33 protein-coding genes and 2 pseudogenes are annotated in these 26,237 nt (G+C 36.3%); 6 read left to right on the top strand and 29 right to left on the bottom strand.

The genetic code is table 11. The features are described 5' to 3' along the window. Positions 1-4 precede the first annotated feature (4 nt). Both NST91_RS04920 and NST91_RS04915 read left to right on the top strand, forming a co-directional pair. Positions 5-199 carry a hypothetical protein gene (locus NST91_RS04920; protein WP_309534544.1) on the top strand — a complete coding sequence of 65 codons (195 nt, stop codon included), beginning with the start codon at positions 5-7 and terminating at the stop codon, positions 197-199. Between the two features lie 18 nt (positions 200-217). Beyond that, positions 218-517 carry a spore coat protein gene (locus NST91_RS04915; protein ID WP_341330246.1) on the top strand — a complete coding sequence of 100 codons (300 nt, stop codon included), beginning with the start codon at positions 218-220 and terminating at the stop codon, positions 515-517. Positions 518-668: 151 nt separating this feature from the next. Here NST91_RS04915 and NST91_RS04910 read toward each other — a convergent pair whose 3' ends face one another. Together NST91_RS04910 and NST91_RS04905 are read right to left on the bottom strand one after the other, a co-directional pair. Next, positions 669-1,766, bottom strand: coding sequence for an L-dopachrome tautomerase-related protein (locus NST91_RS04910; protein WP_341330245.1), 1,098 nt, complete (start codon positions 1,764-1,766; stop codon positions 669-671). Positions 1,767-1,853: 87 nt separating this feature from the next. Continuing rightward, complete coding sequence (locus NST91_RS04905; RefSeq protein ID WP_341330244.1) at positions 1,854-2,138, bottom strand: DUF6881 domain-containing protein; 285 nt, start codon at positions 2,136-2,138, stop codon at positions 1,854-1,856. A 133-nt stretch (positions 2,139-2,271) separates the two neighbouring features. Between NST91_RS04905 and NST91_RS04900 the strand changes: the two genes are divergently transcribed. Together NST91_RS04900 and NST91_RS04895 are read left to right on the top strand one after the other, a co-directional pair. After that, positions 2,272-2,760: a hypothetical protein gene (locus tag NST91_RS04900; RefSeq protein ID WP_341330243.1), complete on the top strand. Its 489-nt coding sequence runs from the start codon at positions 2,272-2,274 to the stop codon at positions 2,758-2,760. After that, on the top strand, positions 2,750-3,052 hold the full coding sequence (locus NST91_RS04895) for a hypothetical protein (protein ID WP_341330242.1): 303 nt from the start codon (positions 2,750-2,752) through the stop codon (positions 3,050-3,052). Before NST91_RS04900 ends, NST91_RS04895 begins: the two co-directional genes overlap by 11 nt. Before the next feature lie 187 nt (positions 3,053-3,239). Here the strand turns inward: NST91_RS04895 and NST91_RS04890 are convergent, their stop codons facing one another. The 18 genes and pseudogenes from NST91_RS04890 to NST91_RS04805 form a co-directional block, all read right to left on the bottom strand. Next, complete coding sequence (locus tag NST91_RS04890; RefSeq protein WP_341330241.1) at positions 3,240-3,377, bottom strand: hypothetical protein; 138 nt, start codon at positions 3,375-3,377, stop codon at positions 3,240-3,242. A gap of 334 nt (positions 3,378-3,711) precedes the next feature. Further along, positions 3,712-4,396 (bottom strand): annotated as a pseudogene (locus NST91_RS04885) (ABC transporter ATP-binding protein). A 106-nt stretch (positions 4,397-4,502) separates the two neighbouring features. Further along, positions 4,503-5,993, bottom strand: a complete 1,491-nt coding sequence (locus tag NST91_RS04880) for an ABC transporter permease (protein ID WP_341333487.1) — start codon at positions 5,991-5,993, stop codon at positions 4,503-4,505. Between the two features lie 37 nt (positions 5,994-6,030). Continuing rightward, entirely contained in the window at positions 6,031-6,894 is an 864-nt protein-coding gene (locus NST91_RS04875; protein WP_019155537.1) for a peptidylprolyl isomerase, read from the bottom strand. Between the two features lie 270 nt (positions 6,895-7,164). Then, positions 7,165-7,317 carry a hypothetical protein gene (locus NST91_RS04870; RefSeq protein WP_235776420.1) on the bottom strand — a complete coding sequence of 51 codons (153 nt, stop codon included), beginning with the start codon at positions 7,315-7,317 and terminating at the stop codon, positions 7,165-7,167. A 204-nt stretch (positions 7,318-7,521) separates the two neighbouring features. Beyond that, positions 7,522-8,937 carry a HAMP domain-containing sensor histidine kinase gene (locus NST91_RS04865; protein WP_019155540.1) on the bottom strand — a complete coding sequence of 472 codons (1,416 nt, stop codon included), beginning with the start codon at positions 8,935-8,937 and terminating at the stop codon, positions 7,522-7,524. Continuing rightward, on the bottom strand, positions 8,921-9,601 hold the full coding sequence (locus NST91_RS04860) for a response regulator transcription factor (RefSeq protein WP_019155541.1): 681 nt from the start codon (positions 9,599-9,601) through the stop codon (positions 8,921-8,923). The genes NST91_RS04865 and NST91_RS04860 overlap by 17 nt, the downstream gene beginning before the upstream one ends. Before the next feature lie 357 nt (positions 9,602-9,958). Further along, positions 9,959-10,185, bottom strand: a pseudogene (locus NST91_RS04855) (transposase); the annotation flags it as partial. Between the two features lie 150 nt (positions 10,186-10,335). Then, on the bottom strand, positions 10,336-10,596 hold the full coding sequence (locus NST91_RS04850) for a metal-sensitive transcriptional regulator (RefSeq protein ID WP_019155542.1): 261 nt from the start codon (positions 10,594-10,596) through the stop codon (positions 10,336-10,338). Positions 10,597-10,633: 37 nt separating this feature from the next. Continuing rightward, entirely contained in the window at positions 10,634-10,993 is a 360-nt protein-coding gene (locus NST91_RS04845; RefSeq protein ID WP_019155543.1) for a rhodanese-like domain-containing protein, read from the bottom strand. Positions 10,994-11,152: 159 nt separating this feature from the next. Further along, positions 11,153-11,854 carry a response regulator transcription factor gene (locus NST91_RS04840; protein ID WP_235776403.1) on the bottom strand — a complete coding sequence of 234 codons (702 nt, stop codon included), beginning with the start codon at positions 11,852-11,854 and terminating at the stop codon, positions 11,153-11,155. A 5-nt stretch (positions 11,855-11,859) separates the two neighbouring features. Then, on the bottom strand, positions 11,860-12,423 hold the full coding sequence (locus NST91_RS04835) for a redoxin domain-containing protein (protein ID WP_019155545.1): 564 nt from the start codon (positions 12,421-12,423) through the stop codon (positions 11,860-11,862). Between the two features lie 119 nt (positions 12,424-12,542). Beyond that, on the bottom strand, positions 12,543-13,196 hold the full coding sequence (locus NST91_RS04830; protein WP_019155546.1) for a hypothetical protein: 654 nt from the start codon (positions 13,194-13,196) through the stop codon (positions 12,543-12,545). 91 nt (positions 13,197-13,287) lie between these two features. Continuing rightward, positions 13,288-13,686 (bottom strand): OsmC family protein, encoded by a 399-nt coding sequence (locus NST91_RS04825; RefSeq protein ID WP_019155547.1) that lies wholly within the window; start codon positions 13,684-13,686, stop codon positions 13,288-13,290. Between the two features lie 92 nt (positions 13,687-13,778). Next, positions 13,779-15,215, bottom strand: a complete 1,437-nt coding sequence (locus tag NST91_RS04820; protein WP_019155548.1) for a bifunctional metallophosphatase/5'-nucleotidase — start codon at positions 15,213-15,215, stop codon at positions 13,779-13,781. Positions 15,216-15,542: 327 nt separating this feature from the next. After that, positions 15,543-16,274: an alpha/beta fold hydrolase gene (locus tag NST91_RS04815; RefSeq protein ID WP_001040756.1), complete on the bottom strand. Its 732-nt coding sequence runs from the start codon at positions 16,272-16,274 to the stop codon at positions 15,543-15,545. A gap of 84 nt (positions 16,275-16,358) precedes the next feature. Next, the gene (locus NST91_RS04810; protein ID WP_000974627.1) at positions 16,359-16,589 is read right to left on the bottom strand and encodes a helix-turn-helix domain-containing protein; all 231 of its coding nucleotides are present in this window, start codon (positions 16,587-16,589) and stop codon (positions 16,359-16,361) included. Positions 16,590-16,598: 9 nt separating this feature from the next. Further along, positions 16,599-17,075 (bottom strand): DUF2975 domain-containing protein, encoded by a 477-nt coding sequence (locus NST91_RS04805; protein WP_000820334.1) that lies wholly within the window; start codon positions 17,073-17,075, stop codon positions 16,599-16,601. A gap of 421 nt (positions 17,076-17,496) precedes the next feature. On the opposite strand from NST91_RS04805, the gene NST91_RS04800 reads away from it, so the two are divergent. After that, entirely contained in the window at positions 17,497-18,084 is a 588-nt protein-coding gene (locus tag NST91_RS04800) for a recombinase family protein (protein ID WP_341330240.1), read from the top strand. A 41-nt stretch (positions 18,085-18,125) separates the two neighbouring features. Beyond that, positions 18,126-21,173: a Tn3 family transposase gene (locus NST91_RS04795; protein WP_116354746.1), complete on the top strand. Its 3,048-nt coding sequence runs from the start codon at positions 18,126-18,128 to the stop codon at positions 21,171-21,173. Between the two features lie 290 nt (positions 21,174-21,463). On the opposite strand, the gene NST91_RS04790 is transcribed toward NST91_RS04795, so the two are convergent. The 9 genes from NST91_RS04790 to NST91_RS04750 form a co-directional block, all read right to left on the bottom strand. Beyond that, the gene (locus NST91_RS04790) at positions 21,464-21,844 is read right to left on the bottom strand and encodes a hypothetical protein (protein WP_019155549.1); all 381 of its coding nucleotides are present in this window, start codon (positions 21,842-21,844) and stop codon (positions 21,464-21,466) included. 13 nt (positions 21,845-21,857) lie between these two features. Next, positions 21,858-22,199: a DsrE family protein gene (locus tag NST91_RS04785; RefSeq protein ID WP_341330239.1), complete on the bottom strand. Its 342-nt coding sequence runs from the start codon at positions 22,197-22,199 to the stop codon at positions 21,858-21,860. Between the two features lie 42 nt (positions 22,200-22,241). Further along, on the bottom strand, positions 22,242-23,018 hold the full coding sequence (locus tag NST91_RS04780) for a sulfite exporter TauE/SafE family protein (RefSeq protein WP_019155551.1): 777 nt from the start codon (positions 23,016-23,018) through the stop codon (positions 22,242-22,244). Positions 23,019-23,076: 58 nt separating this feature from the next. Further along, positions 23,077-23,304 carry a sulfurtransferase TusA family protein gene (locus NST91_RS04775; RefSeq protein WP_019155552.1) on the bottom strand — a complete coding sequence of 76 codons (228 nt, stop codon included), beginning with the start codon at positions 23,302-23,304 and terminating at the stop codon, positions 23,077-23,079. Positions 23,305-23,337: 33 nt separating this feature from the next. Next, positions 23,338-24,465, bottom strand: coding sequence for an MBL fold metallo-hydrolase (locus tag NST91_RS04770; protein WP_341330238.1), 1,128 nt, complete (start codon positions 24,463-24,465; stop codon positions 23,338-23,340). Between the two features lie 58 nt (positions 24,466-24,523). Continuing rightward, on the bottom strand, positions 24,524-24,760 hold the full coding sequence (locus NST91_RS04765; RefSeq protein WP_341330237.1) for a glutaredoxin family protein: 237 nt from the start codon (positions 24,758-24,760) through the stop codon (positions 24,524-24,526). Positions 24,761-24,779: 19 nt separating this feature from the next. Further along, entirely contained in the window at positions 24,780-25,358 is a 579-nt protein-coding gene (locus NST91_RS04760) for a sulfurtransferase TusA family protein (RefSeq protein ID WP_341330236.1), read from the bottom strand. 152 nt (positions 25,359-25,510) lie between these two features. Next, on the bottom strand, positions 25,511-25,807 hold the full coding sequence (locus tag NST91_RS04755) for a rhodanese-like domain-containing protein (RefSeq protein ID WP_341330235.1): 297 nt from the start codon (positions 25,805-25,807) through the stop codon (positions 25,511-25,513). Positions 25,808-25,858: 51 nt separating this feature from the next. Continuing rightward, positions 25,859-26,218, bottom strand: a complete 360-nt coding sequence (locus NST91_RS04750; RefSeq protein WP_341330234.1) for a rhodanese-like domain-containing protein — start codon at positions 26,216-26,218, stop codon at positions 25,859-25,861. Between the last annotated feature and the right edge of the window lie 19 nt (positions 26,219-26,237).

The following is a 26,237-nucleotide window of genomic DNA, read 5'->3' as shown; positions in this document are numbered from 1 at the left end:
AAAAATGAAATACGCCTTACATGAAGTTCTTGAAGTCCATGAGATAGCTGCATTTAAGACCACTTGTTTAACTAAATCCAAAACAATGAGAGCATTAGTTACAGATCCGCTATTAAAAGATATTATGCAGCAAGACATTGATGTATCTACGAGACAATTACAAGAATATGCTTCTATCCTTTCCAACGCTAAGCAGTAAATTAGGAGATGAATGAACATGAATCCAATCATTGAAACAATAACTGGCATGAACGCATTATCGGATCAAGTGGTTGCAATGGATCTACTCATTTCAGCTAAAAGTGGAGTTAGAAATTATGCCATGGCAGTTACGGAGGCAGGAACACCGGAAATTAAAGAAATGCTCACTCGCCATTTAGTGGAAGCTCTTGATATGCATGAACAAATATCAGCATATATGGTAGAAAAAGGATGGTACCATGCTTGGGATACAAACGAACAGATCAGTTTGGATTTAAATAATATTAATACAGCATTGAACTTACCGACTTTATAAAAAATCCCCAGGAACAGTTTAACACTTTCCAAATAAACTGTTCCTATTAAACCATTTTGAGTTTATTTCTCAGAACTAAATATAGTTAATTCTTCTTTCTTACTCGTGTTTGTATCGCACTATATAATAAAAACATAATTGACTATTTTTATTATGAAAAGGTCGGAGCAGGAAATTCATCAATTTTCATACGAAGTAAACTATAAGGTTTCTGTCGTAGGTCTTTTCCATAATGAAATCTAGGCTGCCGATGTAATTGGTTCACAATGACATACAAATATTGATCCGAACCAATTGAAAAAGTATCCGGCCACAAAATTCTCGGATCATGTGCGATGGTTTCCATTGTGCCATTCGGCAATATTTGACGGATACTGTTGTTTTCATAATCTCCAGCATAAACAGTTCCCTTAGCATCGGTGATCATTCCATCAGACGCACCTTTTTCTCCCCAATACTCCACATGATAAGGTAAATCCATGTCCGGTATATTTCTGTCTCTCAGGGCTTCTGTTGAGATCGAGAACAAATGACGACTGGTTAGTGGAGCAAAATATAAAAGCTTTCCATCTGGAGAAATAGCAAGACTATCAGAAGCCAATCTAAATGGAGAAGTTGAACCGTTTTTGTTTCGATTCATTAAAATTTGACCTTCTACTTTCGGAATAAAATAGGGATCGGGTGAAGTTGAATTTGCTCCATTTAACCGTCTAAACGCGTTTCCATTTTCTAAATCTACGACAATAATTGCTCCTGGTCCTGTAGAAGAAGAATCCGTTATATAGGCATAACCGGCGTTTCCAACACGAAAATCAAATCGGACATCATTCAGATAAGTTGTTGGTAAAACAACATCTTCTTTAAATGTATATACTCTTCGAATTATATTGGTTTTTAAATCAACAGCGACTAATTTGGCCCCACCTTTAATAGGTTCAGAAAAATTGGGTGCCGCTGTATCTAATACCCAAAGCGTTCCCCTTCCATCCGCAACTACACTTTGGACACTGATGAAAGTCATTGTGATATTCTCAGGGTTAACCAAATTAGTTTGTAAATTAGGATAAGGCCGCAATTTATCCTTAACAATTTCCGCTACCGTAAATTTAACATCGTCTCCCCATCTCGGAAAACAAATGAAAATGCGATTGGATTCTGTCACACTAACACCTGTAGGCATAACTCCATAAAATGAATATACTAGTTCTAGCTTACCGAAATACTTTTCCATAGGTAACATTGGTTCCATGATATCCTCCTCAACAAATAGAACTGGATATCACCTTTATATGATTAAAATTTTTTCTAGTGCCTGGTTCTTACGGTGTATTTCAAATTAAAGGAGAGGCAAAACTTTATCATTCCAAAACTTTTCAAACTCCTCTTTAGTAATTTCTTTAGGTGAAAATTCTGACTCTGATGCAATCTCAACAATGCTAGGCACTGGTACAATTCCTAACCCTGCATTCAACACTTCAAAATCGTTATACGCAAAACCAACTCGACCATCTTTGTATATTTCAATTTTCCTTGTTTCAAATCGGTTTTCATCTAATTCAGAAATTAAGATAATGGGTTCATCAATAAAGTTATGTATCCAATCAACATAAATATACTTCACAACCAACGATCCCTTCGGTTCACTTTCTTCTTATATTATCATTTCTTATTCAACTAAACTGCCCCGTTAGTTTAATAACATCTTTCGCATAACTCCCTCACAGAAGTAGAAAATAAGTTGAGGTGAATAAAGTATGTTGAAAATAAAAAGTGGTTATATTATTTGCTTTTCCATAATTTTAAACTTAATTTTTTTCAGTAAATCCACAGATGCAATATCATCTATAATGGAGTTTTCACCTTCCCAATTGAGTAGTGAAAAAGGTGAACATAAACAAATTCAAGAACTGGAACAGCGTTTAGGAAACCTCGAACCGCCTGAACCTACCACAATCCTTGATTCACCTTTTCCTTTTGAGACTGGTACAGAAGTTCATTTTCCTACCGATGTTATCCCTATTTCAGAAGTGATAACACAAGGAACGAAAATTCCTTTCAAAATAATAAAAAGCGAACCTAACTATGTTAGACCCATTTACGAAGAACACTGGCATAGCACATATTGGGGTGGGAGATGGAGCTACGTACCATCTCGAATACACTATGCTCTCCACCGTATATTCCCTTTCTATGCTATTGGGATTGCAGCGGAATTAAATTTTCAAGTTGGATATGGGTATTAGTTTTCCTACCACAACAAATGAAACAAACCTTGACCTATATATAGTTGTGTTTCAAACAAGCATCACAGAAGTTTATACGAAAGGAAATCAAGTTGTTATTGTCGGAACTCCTAAACGAACTGGAGTAGAAGTTTTAAGTATTAAAACAGCCGATATACATCCTAGTAATAAAGAGAAGCTTTTATTAGTTCAGTTAGCAACGAATGGTGCTGAACTCGATTATGCTCTAATCAGTTATCAACCACCAGATTTTTGGCTAAAACAAAAACAAAAAACAAATGAACTTGAATAGTGTAAAAAAGAGTGATCCTTTATTTAAAAGCCTGCATCTAGGTTAACAAGTTGGTACAGGCTTTATTTATATTGTCGTTCTTCTTCAACTCTTCTGCTCCTTTAGTTCAAAAAGAAAAAAAGGCATTACCCTTTCTTAAAGTTGAGCACCCATTAATTCATTAATCTTCTAAAGTTTCTATGTTTGTTTATTGATTTTCTTTCAACCATTTTTTCAGTTCCTCAAAACGCTCATCTATATGTTCTGTAATAAGTTTATAGACGATATACGCTGCTATCCAAACCAGTATAATAGGACCTAGAACAGCTATCCATGGTATTTGCATATTTTTCTTTTCCCCCTTAATTTATCTAAATTCTACAAAAAAGGTAGTTAACCTTCTTCGGTAAACCTGATTCGTTACTTCAATAAGAAAGAGTAACCTTCTTTATTGAAGCATCGCACCCTTTACTTTAAGAAGATTACTTCACAATCCTTTTCACCTCAAAAAACTCAATCCCTTAAATGTGTTGTCCATGCAAAAGTCGACTTCATATTAAAGAAAAGCGCACGATTGTGGAAGATTAACATTAAAGGGGCACAGTCTGGATAATGCGGATTTTCAACTATAAGTATTTTTTTGTTTTAAATACCTAATCAATTAGTTTATTTGTGTGACTTTAATTATAAACCAATTCATCGTTAGACTTAATCGTTAAGTTTCCTTTTGATAGCTTAATAGTAATATCAGATTTCTTTGCAATGTTCGGGTCATGAGTGACGACTATGACACACTTCCCTTCGTTATGTGCTAAGGTTTGCAGCAAATCCACGATTTCTTGAGCTGTATCCTCATCCAGGTTTCCCGTTGGTTCGTCAGCTACGATTAAATCAGCTTCACAGCATAAAGCTCGTGCAATGGATATACGCTGCTGCTGCCCCCCACTTAATGTCAAAACCTTTTGACGCGCTTGCTCTTCAGAGATTCCAACCCGCTGAAGCATGTCTAAGGCAAAATTCTTCTTGTTTTTTTGTCTCGAACCAGTAATCTCCATCGCCGTTAACACATTTTGCAAGGCTGTCATGTATGGGAGGAGATTATAAGATTGAAATACGATTGAAACAAATTTATTTCGAAACCTTGTTAGGCCGATTTTCTTTATATCTTTTCCTTCATACAGAACTGTTCCATCTTTTGGAATATCTAGTGCACTGGCAAGCGCGAGAAAAGTAGTCTTACCAGAACCGGAAGGGCCGATAATGGTATAAAAATTCCCTTTATGGAAGCTAACATTAATATTTTTAAGGATGTCATGTCTTTTTATACCAATAACTGATATTTTGAAATGCAAGCAGAGTAGTCATTTTTTATAACTCCTTACCTTATTTTTTGGAGATCTACTGCCTGGCTTACCTCATCACACCGGAACTTACTTTACAGTAAACCATTGGAAGCCAGACATTAGGTTTATTAATCCTGTTTTGTTAATATTGTTTTAGGCTGCAGCCGAAGGACGGATAAGGATGGCAAGAGTGCCGAAACAATTGCAATAAGTACTCCGATTATCATTAACAAACCTAAATCGTCTGCAGTAACTTGCACGTCAAGCTCATCAAGCATTTCTACTTGCTGGGTTTGGGCCTGTGAAGCCTGCATTCCTGGTCCAAATCCCATGCCTCTTCCTCTTCTAAAAGATTCAGGTGTATTCGTTTGTTCGGCCGATTCCATTTCCTGATTTAGCAACTGTTCTCCAAGTTGATTTGCTACGACATTTCCACTGGCTGTGGCGATTACAATGGATAGTACTGCGACCATCAAAATTTCGACAATAAATTGGCCGACAAGCTTCCATCTTTTTTCCCCTATTGCAAGCAGGACACCCATTTCATATTTTCTTTCCCGGATCGACATCATGACAATCAAACCTAAGATAATGGCTCCTGCAATGGAAACTAAATAAACGATATTATTCGAAAAATAGGCTACATTTTCAATTGGACCTACCATCTGTTGATACAGCTGATCATCTGCATCGAGATTAAATGTCTCAAAATCAATGCTGCTGTTTTCTTTTGCCTCATCAATAAAGCTCTGCATGTCAGCAGGATCATCAATATAGTAAATCGCACTGTCGATGGTTCCTTCATAATCGGAACCTTTGAATGCTGCTGCAACCGTATAAGGTACATATATCTTGTTATAAGGATTTAAGGCTGTGAAATTCATTGCCTGATCTGAACCTATCGAAGTAGTTTTATAGATACCAACAATCTCAAGGTCTAATGCGATTGAATTATCACTTGGATTTTTAACGGTTATCGTGTCACCGACCATTAAATCATTTTCCTCAGCCAATGTTTGTTCAATCATAGTTATATTCGTACCCATATCATCTTCTTTAATGTGGCTGCCTTCCACTATAGTCGAAGTACCATCCATAAATTCTGATACAGAATCGGTAAATACAACACCTTGCAGGCTTATATCCCCTTGAGCCATTCCTCCAGGCATACCTCTTACTAGCCCTTGGTTACTAGGAATTTCTTCTGAAGTCCCTGTTTCTGCTGTTTCATTTTCAATGGGTTCAAAACTGGAAGCTAGCCCTGTGGTTGCTGAATAAAAATTATAACCTTTGATTTGTCCGTATGATGTTAGTTCCTCGGCAGATTCAACAGGAATAGGAGTTACCTGAAACCGTGGCCGCTCTCCTCCAGATTGCTGGGCCATCATCTGTTCTCTTAATTTTTCTGTATCAACTTGAAGAGTGACATCTGCCCCTAGTTTTTGTCTTGCCAAATCTCCTGACTTTTCCGCAGCAGTCTGGATAGACAGGCCAGCAAGCACTAACACACATATAACCGAAAAAACAAAAATTTGCAGTAAGCTTTTGCCTTTTCGCGCATTTACACTTAATAAAGCACGTTTTAAAAAATTATTTTTTTCTCCTTTTAATAGATTGATAAAGTTTATTTTCCTTTATTTCCAAAAAACATTTCCTTTAGAATTCCAAAAACTTCTCAATCTCATATTCTTCATATTTCTCATCCAGCCAGGCTATATATTCTGTTTCCATCTTTGAATCAAATAAAGTTGTTTTAATCTCCTCTTTTACATCCTCATAAACTGCTTCTTTGGCTTCGATTTTATCTACAACTTTGATCACATGGTAACCATATTCAGTCTGAACCGGCTCACTGATTTCCCCAACCCCTAAAGAGAATGCGGCATCTTCAAACTCCTGGACCATTTCTCCCCGGCTGAAAAAGCCAAGATCCCCTCCTATTTCACTGTTTGATTCATCTGTCGAATATTCAGCGGCTAACTCACCAAAGTCCTCACCAGCTTCCAGCTTTTCAAGGACCTCCTTGGCAGTTGTCTCATCCTCCAATAAAATATGGCTTGCCTGAACTTGTTCAGCTTGTGCATAACTATCTTTATTTTCTTCAAAATAAGCAGTCATCTCTTCCTCTGTAATTTCAATTCTAGGTTCGAGCAGCTTATTTGTTGCTAAATACATCTCGATATTTTTTTCAATTGTGGAGACATCTACCCCACTGCTTGCAAGGATTTCTTCGAATGCCTCTTCTCCGCCATAAGAGTCAGCATTGGCCTTCATTTCTTCTTCAAGCTCCTTCTGTGTTACCTCGATATTTTCCTTTTCCATTTCTAATTCAATGATTTTATCTGTTATTAACATGTCTAGCGCATCCAACCCATATTGCGAAACGAGTAGATCATGGAGATCCTTCTCACTGATCTTTTCTCCATTCACACTTGCAACTTGGTCCCTTGGCACGAAAAATAGCACTACTACTAAAATGACTACTAAAATAGATCCTGTTATCCAATAGATTCGTTTCATCAATTTCTCCTTTATTCGTTTGATGATTGATTACTAGTTAATGTGACTTGAACTTTCATTAATATACCTTTTCTATATAATTCAATCTAAACTTCATCCCCTATAGAGACTTCGGTAAACAAATATTTGCGAAGATAGTTGAATCACTGATTGCTTCTCCTTCAATTGATACAACCTTTACCTTCTTCGAATAATTTCCTCTTCCTAATTCGACAACATGCTTCCTCATCGCAGAGATTGGTCTAGTGATGGTTTGTGCAACAATGACTTCTAAATCCCATTCTCCTGTGATGTTGAAACAGCAATCGTACGATCAACCGCACTCACAATCCCTTGAGTCACTTTCCTTGATAATTCAAGCGCGAGGGGATTAGATTTCGATATATTGCGGCTTTTATCATAAATAGATCTTGTCCCTTTCATAAATGCCCTCCTTTTTTTGTATTATATTAATCTTGGTTTAGCCCTGAAATATGGCTTTTATATGCCTTACAAATCATACTTTAAAGGCTAAATGTGTCAGGAAGATGTCAAAGAAATCTACCTAAGCCTTTTTTATCTACAGTAATAGACTATTTTTTTCGCACAAAAAAACTACTGACCGAAATCAGTAGTTTTATCACTTTATCATTTTGGCAATACAATTCTAAAAGTTGTTCCAGCTGGAGAGCTATCGATTAACATCAGATTGCCATCAAGTGATTGTGCAATCATCTTGCTAAATGGCAAACCAAGTCCTAGTCCTCTCACTTTATACTTTTTTCCTTGTCCTCGGAAAAACTTCTCAAAAATAAGGGCTTGCTCTTCTTTTGGAATTCCTCCCCCTGTATCCTTAATATCGATGGTTATTTGATTAGAGGTTTCCGTAAGAATTAAGTCAATTTTACCAGCACTTTCGATGGCAGCTTTGGCATTATTAAGAAGGTTCGTAATAATTTGCTGAAGACGTAGCGGATCTACGCTAATAACCTGCTGTTTAGCAAGCGTAGTTACGGATACCTCTATATTCGTGTCTCCCTGAACAAGTTTCCATTGATGTATAATATCAAGTAATAGCTCATTGATGTCATGCCTTTCCTTTGAAACTGGTATTGCATTTGCAGCAAATGAATTGAAAGCTAAAAGATCCTCCACCATCTTTTTCATTTTCGCCGTTTCATTTATGGATAGAGCTAAAAATTCTTTTGCATCTTCCCCTGTCACGACATCATCATTAAGTGCCTGTAGTAGCCCACTAATTGATGTGACCGGTGTTTTTAATTCATGCGTCACCCCCGCCAGCATTTCTGTACGGAGTGACTCCAGTTTTTGGAGGCGTTCTGTCATATCCTTGAAAGACTGAACAAGCTCAAATACTTCCTGCTCTTTAATATCATCAGGCAGATTAATATTATAATCTCCAGCTTGAACCTGTTTAGCAGCTCTTGCCACATCTTTAATCGGATTCGATAGCCTGCGAGATAGAAAATAAATCGCCGCCCAGCCCAGCAAGGCAAGACTAATGATCATAACTGCTAACTGCCGGTATTCTTGTTTTACCTGAGTTAAATTATCTTCTAATTCAAAAATAACAACCCATCCCAAAGTGACATCCTGTGACACGATCGGTGTCTTAACTACATAGAAATCTGTCTTCTCATCTTCTAATTTTAGTTTTAGAACATCCTCTTCCTCATCTAGAACAGCTGGAGGAAACTGCCGTAACAGCCGATTCCGCGGACGGTTGCTAGAGAGAATGGTACCAGACGCATCAATGATATAAATAGAAGGGTCACTTTCTATATTCATAAATCTTCCGCGGTCAGTTAAAAATCCCGGCACATCCCCTCTCGGAATCGGTCTTCCTTCACTTAAATTCACAAATCGATCCGCAATTTCCTCTGCCATCAGCCTTGTCATGTTTAATCGGTGCTCAAGCGTTGTATGCTTGATCCATGAAGCGGATATCACCGCTATAACGACAAGTCCAATACAGAGGGTGATTAAATAACGGCTTGTCCAATAGCGGAGCAGCGATATTCTTTTATTATTTTTGATAGACACAAAATTGATACCCCAATCCTCGAAGTGTTTTAATTTCTCCCTCTGAGAGAGGCCAATCCCGAAGCGATTTCCTTAGTCTTTTAATCGATAAATCAACCGCCCGGTCACTGCCCTCATACTCCCAACCCCACACATGCTCTATTAACTGGTCCCTTGTAAAAGTCTGATTCGGATTTTCTGCCAAAAACAAAAGCAAAGATAAGTCACGCGGCGTTAATTCAATTTCTCTACCATTAATTGTTACTCTATGAGAATTGAGATTGATTTGCAATTGTCCAAATTTTCTTGCTGGACCATCATCTATTTGTGCGCGTCTTAAAACTGCATTGACACGCGCCACCACCTCATCAGCTATAAATGGTTTTGGAATATAATCATCTGCACCTCCATTCAACCCGGTCAGCCGATAATGAACATCACCCAAGGCCGTTAGCATAATTACGGGACATGCACTTGTTTGGCGAATTTCTTTTAAAACCGCCCAGCCATCTTTACCAGGTAGCATCACATCTAATAAAACAAGCGCTGGTTTATGAAGGCAGAATTTTTCTATTGCTTCATTTCCTTCAAAAGCCTGTACCGTCTTGAAATTTGCTTTTTGCAAATAAACCTTCAGCACCTGGCTAATAGGAACTTCATCTTCAACAATTAAAATCGTTTTCACGGTCTCATCTCCCTGCATTAATAACTTAATACAGCAATTTAAACTGAATATATGATACTCTTACAACTGGCTAATGTCTATATAAAGATAGCATTGAAATAAGTCAGCTTGATGTCAGTGAAATAAAATCCTGCAAATAAATAGCTTACGATGTTCGGCCTCATAAAAAAACTGGGCAAAACCGTAGCAGTTTCAGATATCTATCATAAAACATAAAAATATAAATGAAATAGTCCATCAAATTGTAATTAATTTTGATGGACTATTTTGCTGGTTATGCGGCATTGTGCTACTATTAGTGACTATATTAATATTCTAATTTGGGGTGCCACCAGCAAAATGCGTTTTGTTGGTGGCCAAAAACCAACGGTAAGCTACATTCGTTTCAATTTCCTTGATTGTTTGTCTCATTGAACGTATGCCAAATCATAATGAATAAATGTCCTTTTAATCAGAACAACCTGCATCAATACTTGAACGACCTAATGTTGAATAAAGGTTTTCAACCAATGGGTATATGAAGGAGAAATCAATTGCAGCTTCAAGCTTTCTCACATGGAGATCCTATGGTACGACTTGATCATTTCCAATTGTTCTCTTTCTACGCTATTGTTTCTCGACATATTTTCCAACCACCCTAATATTCTCTAATAACATTGTAAAATAAAAAGGACTGTAGGCAAACTCAAGAATTATCGAGTTTGTCTACAGCCTGAAAAGACCTTCTAAGGTCTTTATCTACTTTTTACAAGTAATTCAACTGCTTCTTTTACAAGTTCCTCTGTGCTTTCCCCTTTTTCATCCGCGTTACGTACACATGCAACCAAGTTAGAGCTAACCACTACTCCAATTGTTCGATCAATAGCTGTACGAGCTGCGGAAAGTTGAGTAATAACGTCTTTACAATCTTTATTTTCTTCCATCATTCGTAAAATACCGCGTAATTGTCCTTCGATACGTTTTATGCGGTTCTTTATTTTCTCATCGTAATCCATGTAAATTCCCCCCTTTGATCGTAGGTTTGATGATTCCCTATTTTACTGCTAATTCTTCGATAAATTTCTGAGAATCACTCACTGTATATCCAGTCACTTGGAATCCTTTGCGTCTTAAGATTCGGATAGCTACGTTTTTTTCAAGTCTATTTAAAGCCACAACATGAACCTTCTTATCTGGTATCTCATAACAATACCTTTCCAAATAGGCAACAGGAATATTAATAGATTTCTCGATTACATCTTTGTATGATATATTGTAGTCTCTTACATCTATGACCTCAACATCCGTAAAATTAACTTTTAATATATCTTCACAGTGTATACCAGCTACAGGGAAATACCTCTTATATAATTCCCATAGTATAAATAGTATCAAAAGTAAAAACAATATCAATAGCTTAACAACCCCTTAAGGCAATAAATTAAGGAAACACTGTAGAATTATTATATACCCATATGGGTATATTGTCAATCACCCAACTCACCTTGTGTTTAAAGTAGAAACTATTTTTTCAAAATATAAAAAACCCGCCGTTTAGGCGAGTCGAAAAAATTAAAATGCTATAAATCGATAACCGATACCTCTGACCGATTCAATGATTTCTCCGTCAGTTATGTGCACCTTAAACTTTTCGCGGAGTTTTAAAATATGAACGTCAATCGTTCGTTCCGAAACAATCTTATCATCGGTTGGATATAATTCATCCAAGATTTGGTGACGCGTCAATGTTTGGTTTGGGTGTCTCATCAGAAAGTAAAGAAGGCGGAATTCATGCAGAGTTAATGAAATCTCATGTCCTTGATATCTTACTTCTCCTTTTAATGGCTTTAGGACAATACCTCGATACGATATTTTACTACAACGATGGGCCGTTCTTCTTAAGACCGTTTCAACCCGTGCAATCAGCTCCTCATGACGGAAGGGCTTACGTATAAAGTCGTCAGCTCCTAATCGTAAAGCTTTAACAGTAGCCATTTCATCAGTAAGACCAGATACAACCATGAGTGGTATTTCACTTTTTTGTTCTTTTCTGATCCACTTACAAAGGTCATATCCACTTCTATCTGGTAAAAGGAGCTCACTGATACAAAAGCATGGGTCAAAGGTCAAAAAATAGTCTTTTGCTGTTTTATAAGAAGTAGCCCCAAGAACATCAAATCCTGCATCCTCTAATTGTTTCCTTATCGTATCTCGGATTTGCTCATCACTATCTACAATCAATATTGATTTTCCTCGTTTATTCAAAACTCTCACCACATTTATTCTACACTATTTATTAGCTCTGTCATCAATTCCTTATCCATTGGTCCAACGATTTTCTTACGAATAATTCCATTTGAATCTATAATATAGCTTGTTGGTATTGTATATGCTTGGTACGTATCCCCTCCGAGATCCCCTTCTTTATCCAAAGGAATTGGAAATGTTAATCCATATTCCTCAACGAACTTTCCTATTTCCGAAGTATCCTTCTCCAAAGTTGTTAGATTTACCGCAATTACTTCTACTCCATTTTTAGCTTGTTCCTCGTAAAAATCCTGCATATGGGGCATTTCTGCTTTACAAGGAGGACACCATGTTGCCCAAAAGTTTAAAATCACTTTTTTTCCAACCATATCTGAAAGTTTAAGTTGTTCCCCTTTTAATGTCTTTAATTCAAAATCCGGAGCTTTATTACCTTCTTCAATCCCTACCTCAATATCCTCTGATACCTCTTCTGTTTTCTTCGCTTTTTCCGCATCCGCTTTTGAAAATTGGGTATCATAAATTGCCCAACCTACCAGACCTACTAATCCTAAAATAATGATTATATTTCGTATCATATGTGATCACCTCTCATTAAAAAAATGTAAACGAAGGTAAATAGTCACTAAGGTTCTCAACCTCAGTTATATTTTCGAACAAGATTACTCCCTTCTGAAGCTATATCTGTGATTTGATTTTATTTTTTATTTAGATAAAACCAAGAAATGAGAATTAAACTAATAAAAAACCATTGCTCCATGGTAAATAAAAATAGTCGAACACTTTGCGGTAATAAAGTAAGCTGTAAAATAACCATAATAAATAACCAAATGATCATCACATTTACTAGTCCATTCAGAGATGGCTTACGTATAAGAATGAACAGTAATAGAATAAAAGTGATAACCCCAAGTGCTACATGATAGAGTGTTTCAGTACCAAGAAGTATAGCTGCAAGCGTTTGATACCCACCCACTACTACTAAACTATAATTGAGAACAATCTGGATCATTTGATGTTCCGACAAGCTCATTTTCTTTAACTTATAAAATACAAATAAGATTGTTATTATAACCGCAATTAATAATCCGTCTGATCCACCAGTAAAGTATAAAAGTGAAAGAGGACTTTTTAGGACCAGCTGTGGCTCAAGTATTAGTAAGCTGGCTTTCCAGGAGACAAATCCGATAAAAATACCGTTTGACAGGATATCAAAAATCTTCTTTTGAGAATCCTTTTCATGAGTAACTTTTAACCATACTTTTATAAAAACAAGCCCTGCTATAATTGCTATTCCAAGAATGACCCATTTTAGTAGAATTGATAAAGAACCTATTTGAATAACTGCCATTCGTTTTTCCCCTTAATTTCATGGATTACAGGTTAACCGCATGTTCATTATACCATACCGGGTATATATAAATATACTCTAAGTTGGTTATTCAATTATTTGCTAAACCACGTATCTCAAATGTTTCGGTGATTTGAATTGAATCCTTAACAGATTGTATCATACTACAGTTTTTCCGAGTAACTTCTAACGATTTTTGAATTTGTTTTTCACTTATGTTCTTTCCGGTTACTATAAAATGAAGATTTATTTTGGTGACTCGGTTTGCTTCCTCGGGATTTCTATCGACGGTTGCTCTAACCCTTATAGAATCCACTTGTATTCGTTTCTTTTCCAGCACTTTAGTAAATATTCCAGAACTACAGCCTACTAATGAAGAAACAAGTAACTCAACAGGCCTTACTCCCTTGTGAGGATCTGCTGAGACATGTAACTCCTGATATTCGGTTTGTATACGGCATGAGCCATCTCTTACTTCGTATTCAAACAATTCGTTTCTACCTCCTGCATAGTGAAAACTTTATTTACACTATTATGGCATAGAATTATTAAGTTTCTGTTAAGAGGCTTTTGAAAAAAGTTCTAAACACTAATTATGGATGGTGGACCTCCAGTAGAAAAAGGTCCTTTTTCGGATAAATATGCTTTTATCACTTCAATTGCGTGTACATGTTTCGGTTGTTTTCTGTTGCTATATTGTTTAAAGAGCTGTTCTCCCGCACTAATAATGCGATAAACCTTCTCTGGGTTAAAGGGTTCACCATTAATCGCTAAATACTGAATACGATGTCCCTTTGGATTATAGGGCTTATATGTCATAAATAAGCCACTGGAACGTAAGACATAGCCTCCCTTTTGTTGAAACGGATCTGTCGAATATACTTGTTCAAGATTTTTTTCTAGTTCTTGAAAGATTTCATTACCTGTTAGCTCCAACGAAAAAATCTCCGGGTTGGTAGGGATGATTGTATGCAAATCATATAAAGATATGTTTCCTGGTGCGACAGGAGTACCGTATCTCCACCCGTGAGAAAATGAAAAATCTGCATCAAATGGGTAAAGATAAGAGTTTGTTATGAGCTTGTCCATCGGCGCTTCGTTTAGCGTCATTCTATGAAGCAATGTATCAGATTTTCCGACTATTTCTTCTTTCATAAACGAATAAGGCTCCATTACCTGTTGAATTAGGTAATTAATTTTGTCATTATCTTCAAATTGACTTACATCTAACGGAATAAATTTATGCGAGTAGTCTATAACTCTGTTCTTCTCACATGTTACTTCCAGTAATCCGAGAAAGGAACCACTAGCTCCCGATTGAAAGATAAGGGTTTCATTTTGAATGATTGGTTTTGTTATACGGTCATGACTGTGTCCACTCACAATCACATGGATACCACTAACCAATGATGCTAGTTTGTAATCAAGCGGTAATCCCATATGGCTTAAAAGGACTATGAGATCGACATTCTCCTTTTGTAAAGCTTCAACACACCTCTTAACCTCATCTACCCCAATTGAAAATTCTAAGCCAGCAGAAAAAGCCTCAGGCATCGTTACATCTACATATGGATAGGTTGTTCCAATTACACCAACAGTGACATCATTCACTTCTTTTACAATATAGGGTTCAAATAATGAGGTGACCCTCGTTTCCTTTATATGTACATTACATGCGACTGCAGGAAATGGCAGCTGCTTCACCAATTTTACAAGTTGATCTGGTTCATACGCGTAATCCCAATTGCCTGGAACAAATGCATCAATTTGCATCTCCTGTAAAAGCGGAAGGACCGCTTCGCCCCTCGACAAAACAAGTGGGGCAGTGCCGTGAAATAAATCTCCGCCGTCTAGGAACAAGACATTTTGGTTCCGTTTTAGTTCTTTAACAAATTGAAAAATCCTTGAAAAGCCACCTACCCTCCGGAGATGATAGTTGCTATTCCAAAAGAGCTCATTATGTTCCTCAAAATTTCCATGTGTATCATTCTGCTGAATAATTGTAAGTTTCTTTGCCATCATCCCAACTCCTCATAGTAATTGATTTATGAGTAGTATGAGCATCTTTAAAATCTATAGTAGAAAAATTTCCACAAACAAAAAAGGAGGGTGGGTGTTTTTGCCCATCCCCTCGAAAAGGTGGATTAAGGGATCTCCCTAAAAACAAATCCCCGTTAAAAGGCGCTTCCTTATGCAAGAATAGCGCCATTTAATGGAATAACTAAATTCTGACCTCTTCCATAAAATTACTTAATAAACTAACGCACCCCGATAGCGAGTATTTGGGTTGGGAGAAAATCGTATTAAACTGAGGGAGTTTAAGGTTTAAGTATTATCCTCCACAATTTAATTTTTAAAAATGTCAATTAGCTTTTTTATCGCACTAACTACTACTTCTGGTTCATCATTTTGTATAAAATGAGCACTGTTTTCAGCAATCACCAATTCACCATCTGAGGATATTTCAAGAATCTCTCTCTGCATGTCATTCCATAACTCTTGTGATTCCTTTGAATAATGAGCTTTCTTACCAGCTGAAAGAACAATTAATGGGACATTTAATTTAAGTCTGGTTTCTTTTAATTGCTTTAGACTTTCCATAAATTCATCATAATTGCCTTCATAAACAAATTGCTTGTTGTATGCTTGTTGAAAATCTTGTGACATCGTTGGGAGAAATCTTTCTCTGTAATCTTCAGGCGTAGAGTCAACTAAGACAAGTCCGCAAACTTCATTATGATATTCAGTTGCATATATCCGCATATTAACTCCACCAAATGAGTGACCAACTAATATGTACGGAGGTTTAATATTGGCTTCAATAAGAAGTTCCTTCAATTCTTTTACCATCTCACGGCTGGTTCTGGGGTTTGAACTTGTTTCACTTTTCCCAAGTCCTGCTCTATCATAAATTAGAACATTAGAGAGCATTGAAATATCCCCAATTACTGAATCCCAAGCCTTGGAAAAGTCTCCATATCCAGCGTCCATTATTATTGTTGGTTTTCCATTATTTTCCCCTATCAATTTAGCATATAGTTTACAATCACTTATTTGCACAAACATTTCTTTAGCCATTTAGTCCATTCCTCTCTTTTAGCCAACTATCATTAGTTAAAATTTAACAATTTTATGACATTCCTTCTTAATGTGTTTAAACTATCAAATGGTTGATTCTTGATTGTCAATGTCACTTTGATATTCAAGAATATCCCCAGGTTGACAGTCCAATGCCTTACAAATAGCTTCTAAAGTTGATAATCGAATCGCTTTAGCCTTTCCATTTTTCAAAATAGAAAGGTTAGCCATTGTGATTCCAACTCTTTCAGATAGTTCTGTTACACTCATTTTTCTTTTAGCTAACATCACATCGATATTGATTATAATTGCCACTGTTTCACCTCAGACCGTAAAATCATTTTCTGATTTTATATCTAAAACGTTTTTTAATAATTTCTGAAGAACCGCAGTGAAGACTGCAATAACAACAGAAGTAAAAATAATTGTTAATCCGATAATTGCTATTCCTGGGTGTAAGGCGTTTTGAGACATAAGAACGATGGTCCCTATCAAATATAAGATACTGATTGTAATTGCACAGTATTTTATATATTTCAAAACCTTTACAGACAATTCCGAAAAAGCATTGTTATTTTCAATGTAGTTTAAAAGTTTTAAAGCTTGATACAGAGCAAGGAAAAATGGTATCACAGTTACATACAAACCGATTAATACAGGATATTGCAAAAAAGCAAACTCCGGAAACATTTCTGCCGTATCATTTGCTAACCAAGGCAACCAAAATATACACAAGGCGAGTACCGTAATCCCAATAAGAAAAACAGCTATCTTTAAAAAAACAGTTGTTCCTCGTTTCATAAAAATGCACCTCACTTATTTATCGTTAATTTAAGTTTAATACAATATTTATCGTTTTACAATAAATCATTATCCATATGCAATATATTATTGTTTTTTTAAAACAACCCCTTTTATTCTTATTTTTAGACTAAAATAAAAAGCATTCATCATTATAAAATACTTCACAATCCTTAGCTATTTAATTTATCTCTTGTTCAACTAAATGGTCCGTACGTGGAGCAAAAATTCCACACTCAATTCTTTGGGTTCTTTTTTGTTTATAAAGGTGTACTTTTAAAACCTGTCTAATAAAGGGTGGTTCTTGCGTTTATAAATCTATGAAAATCTTTTTATAAACGTTTACTAAAATCGTCATACCTTTAGAAACTAAATATAGTAAAATAGTAGAAGAAAATATATCTTCTGGAGGAAGTTCATTGTGAAGATCGGTTATGTTCGCGTTTCATCTACAGATCAGAATGAAGAACGTCAAATCAAAAAAATGTTAGCTTTAGGCATCGAAGAGCGAATGATCTTTGTTGATAAACAAAGTGGAAAAGACTTTAATCGCCCCAGCTACCAGACGATGAAGCGTATCCTGCGGAAAGGGGATCTCCTTTATCTGGATGCCCTAGATCGATTGGGGAGGGATTACGAAGGGATTATCTATGAATGGAAACACATTACAAGGAACATTCAAGCAGATATTGTCGTGTTGGAAAACGAAACGTTATTTGATAGTCGTAAATATAGAGAGATGGGAGATATCGGAAAGTTAATGGAAGATCAGTTTCTAAGCCTTCTCTCTTATGTGGCCGAACAAGAACGAAAAAAAATCAAACAGCGCCAAGCCGAAGGCATAGCGCTCGCCAAATCTCAAGGTAGACATTTGGGACGACCAAAGCTTAATTTACGGACCCTTTCCCATGAACAGCGCCAATTATTAGATTCTCACTATCCGAAGTGGAAAAATAAAGAGATCACGGGCGTTGAGTTCATGTGTTTACTTGGGTTGAAAAAGAACTAATTTTATAAAGTAGTCAGGGAATTTGAGATTGGAATATGAATATGGAGAATAATACAACTACCCAAAAACGGTTGAGGATTCTTAGCGAAGATGAAGTAAAGATCATTTATGACAGACCAGGTTTCTCATACGAAGATCGCTGTTCTTATTTTTCTCTTTCACAGCCAGAGAAAGAGCTGCTACACACATTGCGTTCTGTCAAATCTAAGGCTTATTTCGTTTTACAACTGGGTTATTTCAAAGCCAGACAACTATTTTTTACATTTGACCTCCATGAGGTAGAAGAGGATCTTCAATATATTCTGAAGGAACATTTCAACAACAGTCAAATTGATGACTTGAGTTCAATTGATAAGTCCACTAGGTTAAAACAACAACAATTGATTCTTAAATTATTTAACTACCACAGTTGCGGTGCCGAAGAACGGCGTAAGATGGAGGAAAAAGCTCAAAAGTCTGCGGCGTTTTGTGGTAAGCCGATTTACATCTTTCGAGAAATCATGAATTATTTGTCTGAAAACTGCATTGTTGTTCCTGGCTATAGTTTTATGCAAGATATGACAGGACAGGCAATAACCCATGAGCAAAACCGATTAATTTCATTGATGCAGGATCATCTAAAACAGAATGATATGGAATCCTTAGATCGATTACTTGAAGATTCTTCAGGGCTGTATAAAATAACACTACTGAAACACGAACCGAAAGACTTTAGCGCCACTGAAATAAAGCTTGAAATGAATCGTGGTAAACAAATACAGCATTTATATTACCTTGCTCAAGAACTGTTACCAAAGTTAGGTATTTCCAACGAAAGCATCAAGTACTATGCTTCATTAGTAAGTTACTACTCTGTCTACAAGCTCAAACGGCTGAATGTATGGATTGTTTATGTCTATTTGTTATGTTTTGTATCCCATCGTTATCAACGGATGCATGACAACCTGATCAATACCCTCATATATAGTGTAAGGGGGTATGCAGATGAAGCTAAATTAGCAGCAAAAGAACGAGTTTACGAGTGCTATACAGAGAGTAATCAAGACATCAAAAAAGCAGGGGAACTGCTTAAAATATTCACTGATGATCATATTCCTGCCAATACTCCCTTTAGGGATATTCAAGACCGTGCATTTACTATTTTGGAACGTCAGAAACTGGAATCCGTAGCCAAACAGATTACTACAAATATAAAATATGATGAAACTGCCTTCCAATGGGAACATATTGGTCAGCAGGCACGACGATTTAAACGTTATTTAAGACCTATATTTTTGCAGGTTGATTTCGTAGCTCCTTCACCAAATGATCCATTAATTAAAGCAGTGAATTTTATGAAAACTGCTTTTAATAAGAATAAAGCGTTAGGACAATATCACTCAGATGATTTGCCAAATGGTTTCATATCCGATGGTGTGAAGCGTTATATCTATGAACAAAAAACAATTTTAGCAGATCGATATGAATTTTTAGTCTATCGCCTCCTACGCAACCGTTTGGAAGCAGGAGATATTTTTTGTCGTGATAGTATCCGATTTCGCAGTTTTGAGGATGACCTGATCAATGATCGTCAATGGGAACAGAAAGAAATGTTGATCGCTGACACTGGTCTGACGATTTTCAACCAACCCATTCATAGTCATTTAGTGGAGCTTGAGAAGCGATTAGAAGATCGCATTACTAAAGTTAACCAGAGTATTTCATCTGGGAAAAATGAGCATCTTCAAATCAAAAAACGGGGTTCACATACCCGATGGACATTACCTTATACTCGTGACACAGAATCTATTAATCACTCATTCTACGATACATTAAAGCAAATAGACATTAGGAGTGTCTTGCATTTTGTTCAACAGCACTGTCAATTCCTTGACTCATTTGAGCACATCTTGGGACGTTATGCCAAACAGAATAAAGACAATCGAATTCTTGTCGCCTGTCTGATTGCTTGGGGAACCAACATGGGGTTAGGGAGAATGGGGGAAATTTCTGATATTAGCTATCCGTTACTGGCTGCCACATCTGATAACTTTATTCGTCTGGAGACTTTAAAAGAAGCGAATGATTGTATCAGTAATGCAATAGCCAAACTCCCAATCTTTAAACATTATGACATTGGGGAGACGATTCATTCTAGTAGTGACGGGCAGAAAGTTGAGACTCGAATCAATACCATTAATTCCCGTCATTCACCTAAATACTTTGGTCTTGGTAAAGGGATTGTTTCCTACACAATGGTAGCCAACCATATCCCTGTTAATGCTCGAATTATTGGGGCCAATGAGCATGAAAGTCATTATGTATTTGATATTTTATTTAACAACACAACTGATATTCAGCCTGATGTGCATTCCACGGATACACATGGAACCAATGAAGTGAATTTTGCTATCCTGAACTTTTTTGGTTATCAGTTTGCGCCTCGCTACAAGGATATTCACGATAAGGTCAACAAATCTCTTTACGGATTCAAACATCCAAGCCAATATGGAGATAACCTGATCAAGCCAGTTCGAAAGATTAATACGAATCTTATTATAGAGGAATGGGAAAATATTCAACGAATTATGTTATCCCTTGCAGTTAAAACAACCACACAAAGCATTATTATTGGTAAGCTAAGCGCTTATGCACGGAAGAACAAAACCAAACGTGCTTTATGGGAGTACGATAACATCATAAGAAGTCTATATTTTTTGGATTATATTGATTCTCCCCCTTTACGCCGGAATGTTCAAAAGGCATTAAATCGAGGGGAAAGTTATCATAAATTACGCAAAGCAGTATCCTTTGCCAATTTTGGAAAATTACGTTTCAAAAATGAAAATGATCAACATATTTGGGGCGAATGCAGTCGCTTACTCTCCAATTGCATTATTTATTACAATGCCAGTATTTTATCTAATATGTTGGCTTACAGAGAAACAAAGGCTCTAGATTCGGATGTTATGAAAAAAATATCCCCAGTTGCATGGCAACATATTAACTTCTATGGAAGATACGAGTTTAATATACAACAAGAGTCTGTTGATTTGGATGCAATTATTCAAGAATTAGCCCAATTAAACGTAATATCGGAAACAGAGTAAGCGATGTTTAAGGAGTACTTCCCTAATCTTTCAGTGAGGTACTCCTTATTCCACCTTTTCGGGGGGATGGGCAAAAACACCCAGGGTGTGCTCCTCCTTTCTCGTTAAAATATTTTTTGTAGCAATATAATGACTCCTACCAGGAGCCAGACAAGAACACCAGGTCATATTGGCGGAATGCCCTTAACCTTTGAGTCCTTGTTTGTCTTAATTCCTCAAGTACCATTACCACAATTCTTGTTGGGCTTCTCCATTGTTTCACCCCATTTCAATTTTGGTACAACTACACGTTAAAAATGAACAAAAAGGTCAGCTGACACCGCTTCATTAAGGATCCACTTTATCGGAACCTGTTCAATCGAGTATAAAAAATTTGTATGATTTTGAATATCTAAATCAACAGCATACAATTTAACCCCCGAGTCTACTGCTATATCAAAGAGTTCGCGAATAGTTGGTGCGTTAAAATTCTTTAACGCTTTTGACAAATATTCAGTTCCATCAGAAACAACTGGAACAAACCCTTTATCAAGTAAATTAACACCTTTTCTTAAAAAAGCTAATGAAACATTAGCTCCTGAAGAAGCTGCGCCAACCGCAATATTCAATGGAGGATATGCCGATTCTAATTCATCATGTAAGACTAACACAACTACTTTTCGTTTTTTCATTAGAAGTCCCCCTTCAATAGCTCAAAACGGCATCTGCTTCATATGCTTTTTCTAGAAAAGTTACAACACCAGCTAATTCGGCTCTATCTATAAGTTCAAGACCATCTGCAATTAATACATTCATTTGACAACCAAATAATTTTATTCCTTTATCAACTGCATTTTGTAAAAGAATATCTAGATCAACATTATGATTCCTTTTTCTAACCTTTACATAATTCTTATCAAGAACTCTTGCACCATCAAGGTCAAAGAATATACTTACTTTATGCCCATTCTCGACCATGCGTAAAGCTTCTTTTAAAACAAAGGGTACATTTGAACGTAATGATACAAAGAAAACAAAATTTCTCATAAAGATTACCCTTCCTTCTTTAAGCATATCGGTCTCTTTATTTTATAGAATATCCATCCAAATCTTCACTGCAGTTGCAGCGATTAAAATTGCAAGGATAATCTGTAAAACCTTTGTGTTCATCTTCTTCCCTGCATTTGCACCTAGTGGTGAAGCAATTAAGCTTGCTACAATCATAATAATGGCTGGAACATATTCAATTTGGCCTGTTGTTATTTTTCCTACAGTAGAACCAATGGATGAAATAAATGTAATTGCAAGTGAAGATGCGATTGTCATTCTGGTAGGAATTTTTAAGACAACGAGCATGATCGGTACAAGTAAAAATGCGCCGGCTGCTCCAACAATCCCAGCACCTAAACCTACAATAAAGGCAAGTACAGCAGCTAACCACTTATTAAAAGTAACTTGGTCAAATGGAACATCATCTACATTTTTTTTCGGAATGAACATCATAACAGCAGCAATTAACGCTAACACACCATAGACTACGTTAATTCCACCCTCTGACATAAATTTGGATCCAAATCCACCAACAAAACTACCTACTAAAATACTAATCCCCATATAGAGAATCAGTGTTTTATTTAAATACCCACCTTTACGATATGCCCAGACACCACCAATAGTTGCAAAAAATACTTGAACAGCACTGATTCCTGATACCTCATGAGCACTGAAAGCTGCTAAACCAAATAATGGTGGAATATATAATAGCATTGGATATTTAATGATAGATCCACCGATTCCTAACATTCCTGAGATATATGAACCAATAAAACCAATTAGAAAAATTGTAATGATAAATGTAAAATCCATTTATGTTTACCTCCTCTTGAGAAAAGGGAACCATATACGGTTCCCTTTTTTTGGTTGTTTACGCCTTTTTAATCCAGAACTTTAATACTTCATTATCTTCTTCGTGCTTTATTAGTTCATGACCACCAGACTTAGCCCAAGCTGTTAGGTCATTTATAGCACCTTTGTCAGTTGCATGAATTTCAAGGACTTGGCCTGATTCGATTTCATTCATTGCTTTTTTTGTTTTTACGATCGGCATTGGACATGCGAGTCCTTTTGCATCTAATACCTTTGCTATATTCATAAGAATAACTCCTCCTATCAATTAAGTTCGTAATTAGCGTACCGCACAACGGTTTGGTCCGATTTCCATTTCACGTTGTTTTTCTTCATCAGGAGAAATATTCCCCATGTTTGTTTCACGGATTTCTTGATATGCATTTGGTTGTGGTGGTAGGTTTTCTGTTACGATTCTTCTAAATTCTGCTTCGTCCTTAATATTTAGACCATGGTTCTTCGCAAATAGTGTTCCTAGTTTTTCGGATACACTTCCATCTTCATTTAATTCGTCAATAATCATGAAGTGAGCAGGTAAAACCACTAGGTCATCAGACAATTCTTTATAACGGTTATAAAGAGTTTCTCTTAGATCTCCTACCCAATCCTGTGCTAAACCAGCAAGGTCCGGTCTACCGATTGAATCAATAAATAGAATATCACCAGAAAGTAAGAATTTTTCATCCACAACGAAAGAAGTAGATCCAATTGTGTGACCTGGAGAATACAATGCATGAATATTAATGGTTGTATGACCAATAGTCACATCTTGACCACCTTCTAGAGCAGCGTATTCAAACGTTACTTCTGTAGCATCTTTTGGTGGTAACCAGTAAGTTGCATTTGTAGCTTCTGCGATTTTTCTTCCTCCAGAAATATGATCAGCATGTAAGTGAGTATCAAATACATGTGTGATTTTTGCACCCTTGCTCTCAGCAAAATCAAGGAAGATATCAGTCATACGGGTTGCATCAATAATAGCTGCTTCACCATTTGATACAACCATGTAAGATAGACAGCCTTTTCCGATACGAACGAATTGATAGATTTCGCCACCATCTTTAAAGTCGCCCACTTTAACTGGCTCTAAATGTTCACTCCAAGCCTTCATACCACCTTTAAGGTAGGAAACAGCTAGCCCAGCTTCTGAAAGCATATCAGCTACCATGACAGATGAACCTTCTTTGGCACAAACTACTAAAATATCCTTATCTTTTGGTAGATTTTCAAGGATTTCCTCAACCCCGTCTAGTAATTCAAAGTACGGAATGTTTAAATAGTCGAAGTTTTCACCTTCAATTTTCCAATCGTTAAAATCACTTTCGTTACGAACGTCTAAGATAAACAATGATTCTTTAGCGAATACTTTTTTCGTAACATCTTTTGCAGTCATTACGTGAACAGCCATTTCCTTATTACCCCCTGCGGTATATTTTAAATTAAAATTTTTTTATATTACGATTTATTTATGAATTTTTTAGTGCTGCCATGATGCTATTTGGATCATAGCCTAGTACCCATTTTCCATTTACTTCAGTTTGTGGTACACCCATTTGACCGGTTTTGTTTACAACATACTGCATCATTTCAGGTTTGGATTCAACATTAATTTCTGTAAAAGGAATATTTTGATCTGTTAAAAAATTTTTTAGCATTACACAATAAGGACAACGAGTTGTAGTGTAAACTTTAATAGTATTCATGACTTCATTACTCCTTTTTTCATTCATTTGTAATAGATTTTGTTTTTCCAGTCCAATTACTCATTCCTGGTATCACATTAACAACATTTTTGAAACCTTTTTTTGTTAGCTTTTGTGAAGCTAAGTCACTACGGTTACCTGTGCGACAAACTACATAGATTTCTTGATCTACATTCAGTTCATTCATTCTTTCCTCTAATTCTCCTAACGGAATAGAGATTGCCTCAGGAATATGACTAAATGCATATTCAGCAGCTTCACGAACATCTAGAACAAGAATATCCTTTCCAGAAGAAAGAGCAGCCTCAAGATCTTCGTTTGAAACAACATTCGGATGTTTTTTCTCTGCTACTTCTTCACCGCTAGCTTTACGAATATAATGTTTCAGTATATCGCCTTCTTCTATTGTGCCAAGGTATTGATGCCCAGTGCTCTCAGCCCATGCTTTAAGATCTGCTTTTGAACCTTTATCGGTTGCTTGTACCTCTAGGACCTGACCGCCCTCTATATTATTAATTGCTTTCTTAGTTTTCACAATCGGCATCGGGCAAGCCAACCCTTTTGCATCTAATACAAGATTCGTTTTTAATGATTCCATTTTATTACCTCCGAAAAAACAATTTTAACGTTAAATCATCAATCAAAATCATATTTGGATATCTGTTGTACATAAGTTGTATAAGTGTCCATGTTTAAAAGAAACTGTGCACCTTTATATACCTATAATGGTATTATACAAACTCAAAAAGATTACTCTACATTACCTTCCCAAGCGAGCATCCCGCCCTCCATGTTGATCACTTTGAATCCTTGTCCTTCAAGGAATTGAGAAGCTCTTCCACTTCTACCACCTGAACGGCAAACCATAACATATTCTTTTGACTTATCAAGTTCATGCATACGGAATTCTACTAATCCTAGTGGGATATTCACAGCACCAGGAATTTTTCCTGCCGTAACTTCATCCACTTCACGAACATCGATGATATTTAATGTTTTACCTTCGTTTAGTAATGTTTCAACTTCTTTAGCTGTTAGTTGTTTCATTTTGATTTCCTCCATTTTCAACAAGTTTATTTACAATTGTGATAGCTATCATTATCTCCAGGAACTCACGCCACCCTTAACATTTGTTATATGCTTAAAACCTAATTTTTTTAATTGCTTGCTGGCTTTTTGACTTCTCATACCACTCTGGCAGATCACAACTACTTCCTTATCCTTTGAAAGTTCATTCGCTTTTTTTGCAAGCTGATGAAGTGGCATGTTTTTAAACCCTTTGATGTGATAGCCTTTAAACTCACCAGGAGTACGAACATCAATAAATTGTTTGTTTTTGTCCTTTAATTCATTATTTAATTCAACTGTGTTAATACTTCTAATTCCTCTTGTAGGAATAAGACGTTGTACGATAAAAATTACAATTAATGCAAAAACGATATAATTGATATATTCCATGTTCATTACCTCCTGTGTG

The organism is Ferdinandcohnia sp. FSL W7-1320 (assembly GCF_038050315.1).
GTDB classification, from domain to species: Bacteria; Bacillota; Bacilli; order Bacillales; family Bacillaceae_L; genus Ferdinandcohnia; species Ferdinandcohnia aciditolerans.
This window is presented reverse-complemented; position numbering and strand designations above follow the sequence as displayed.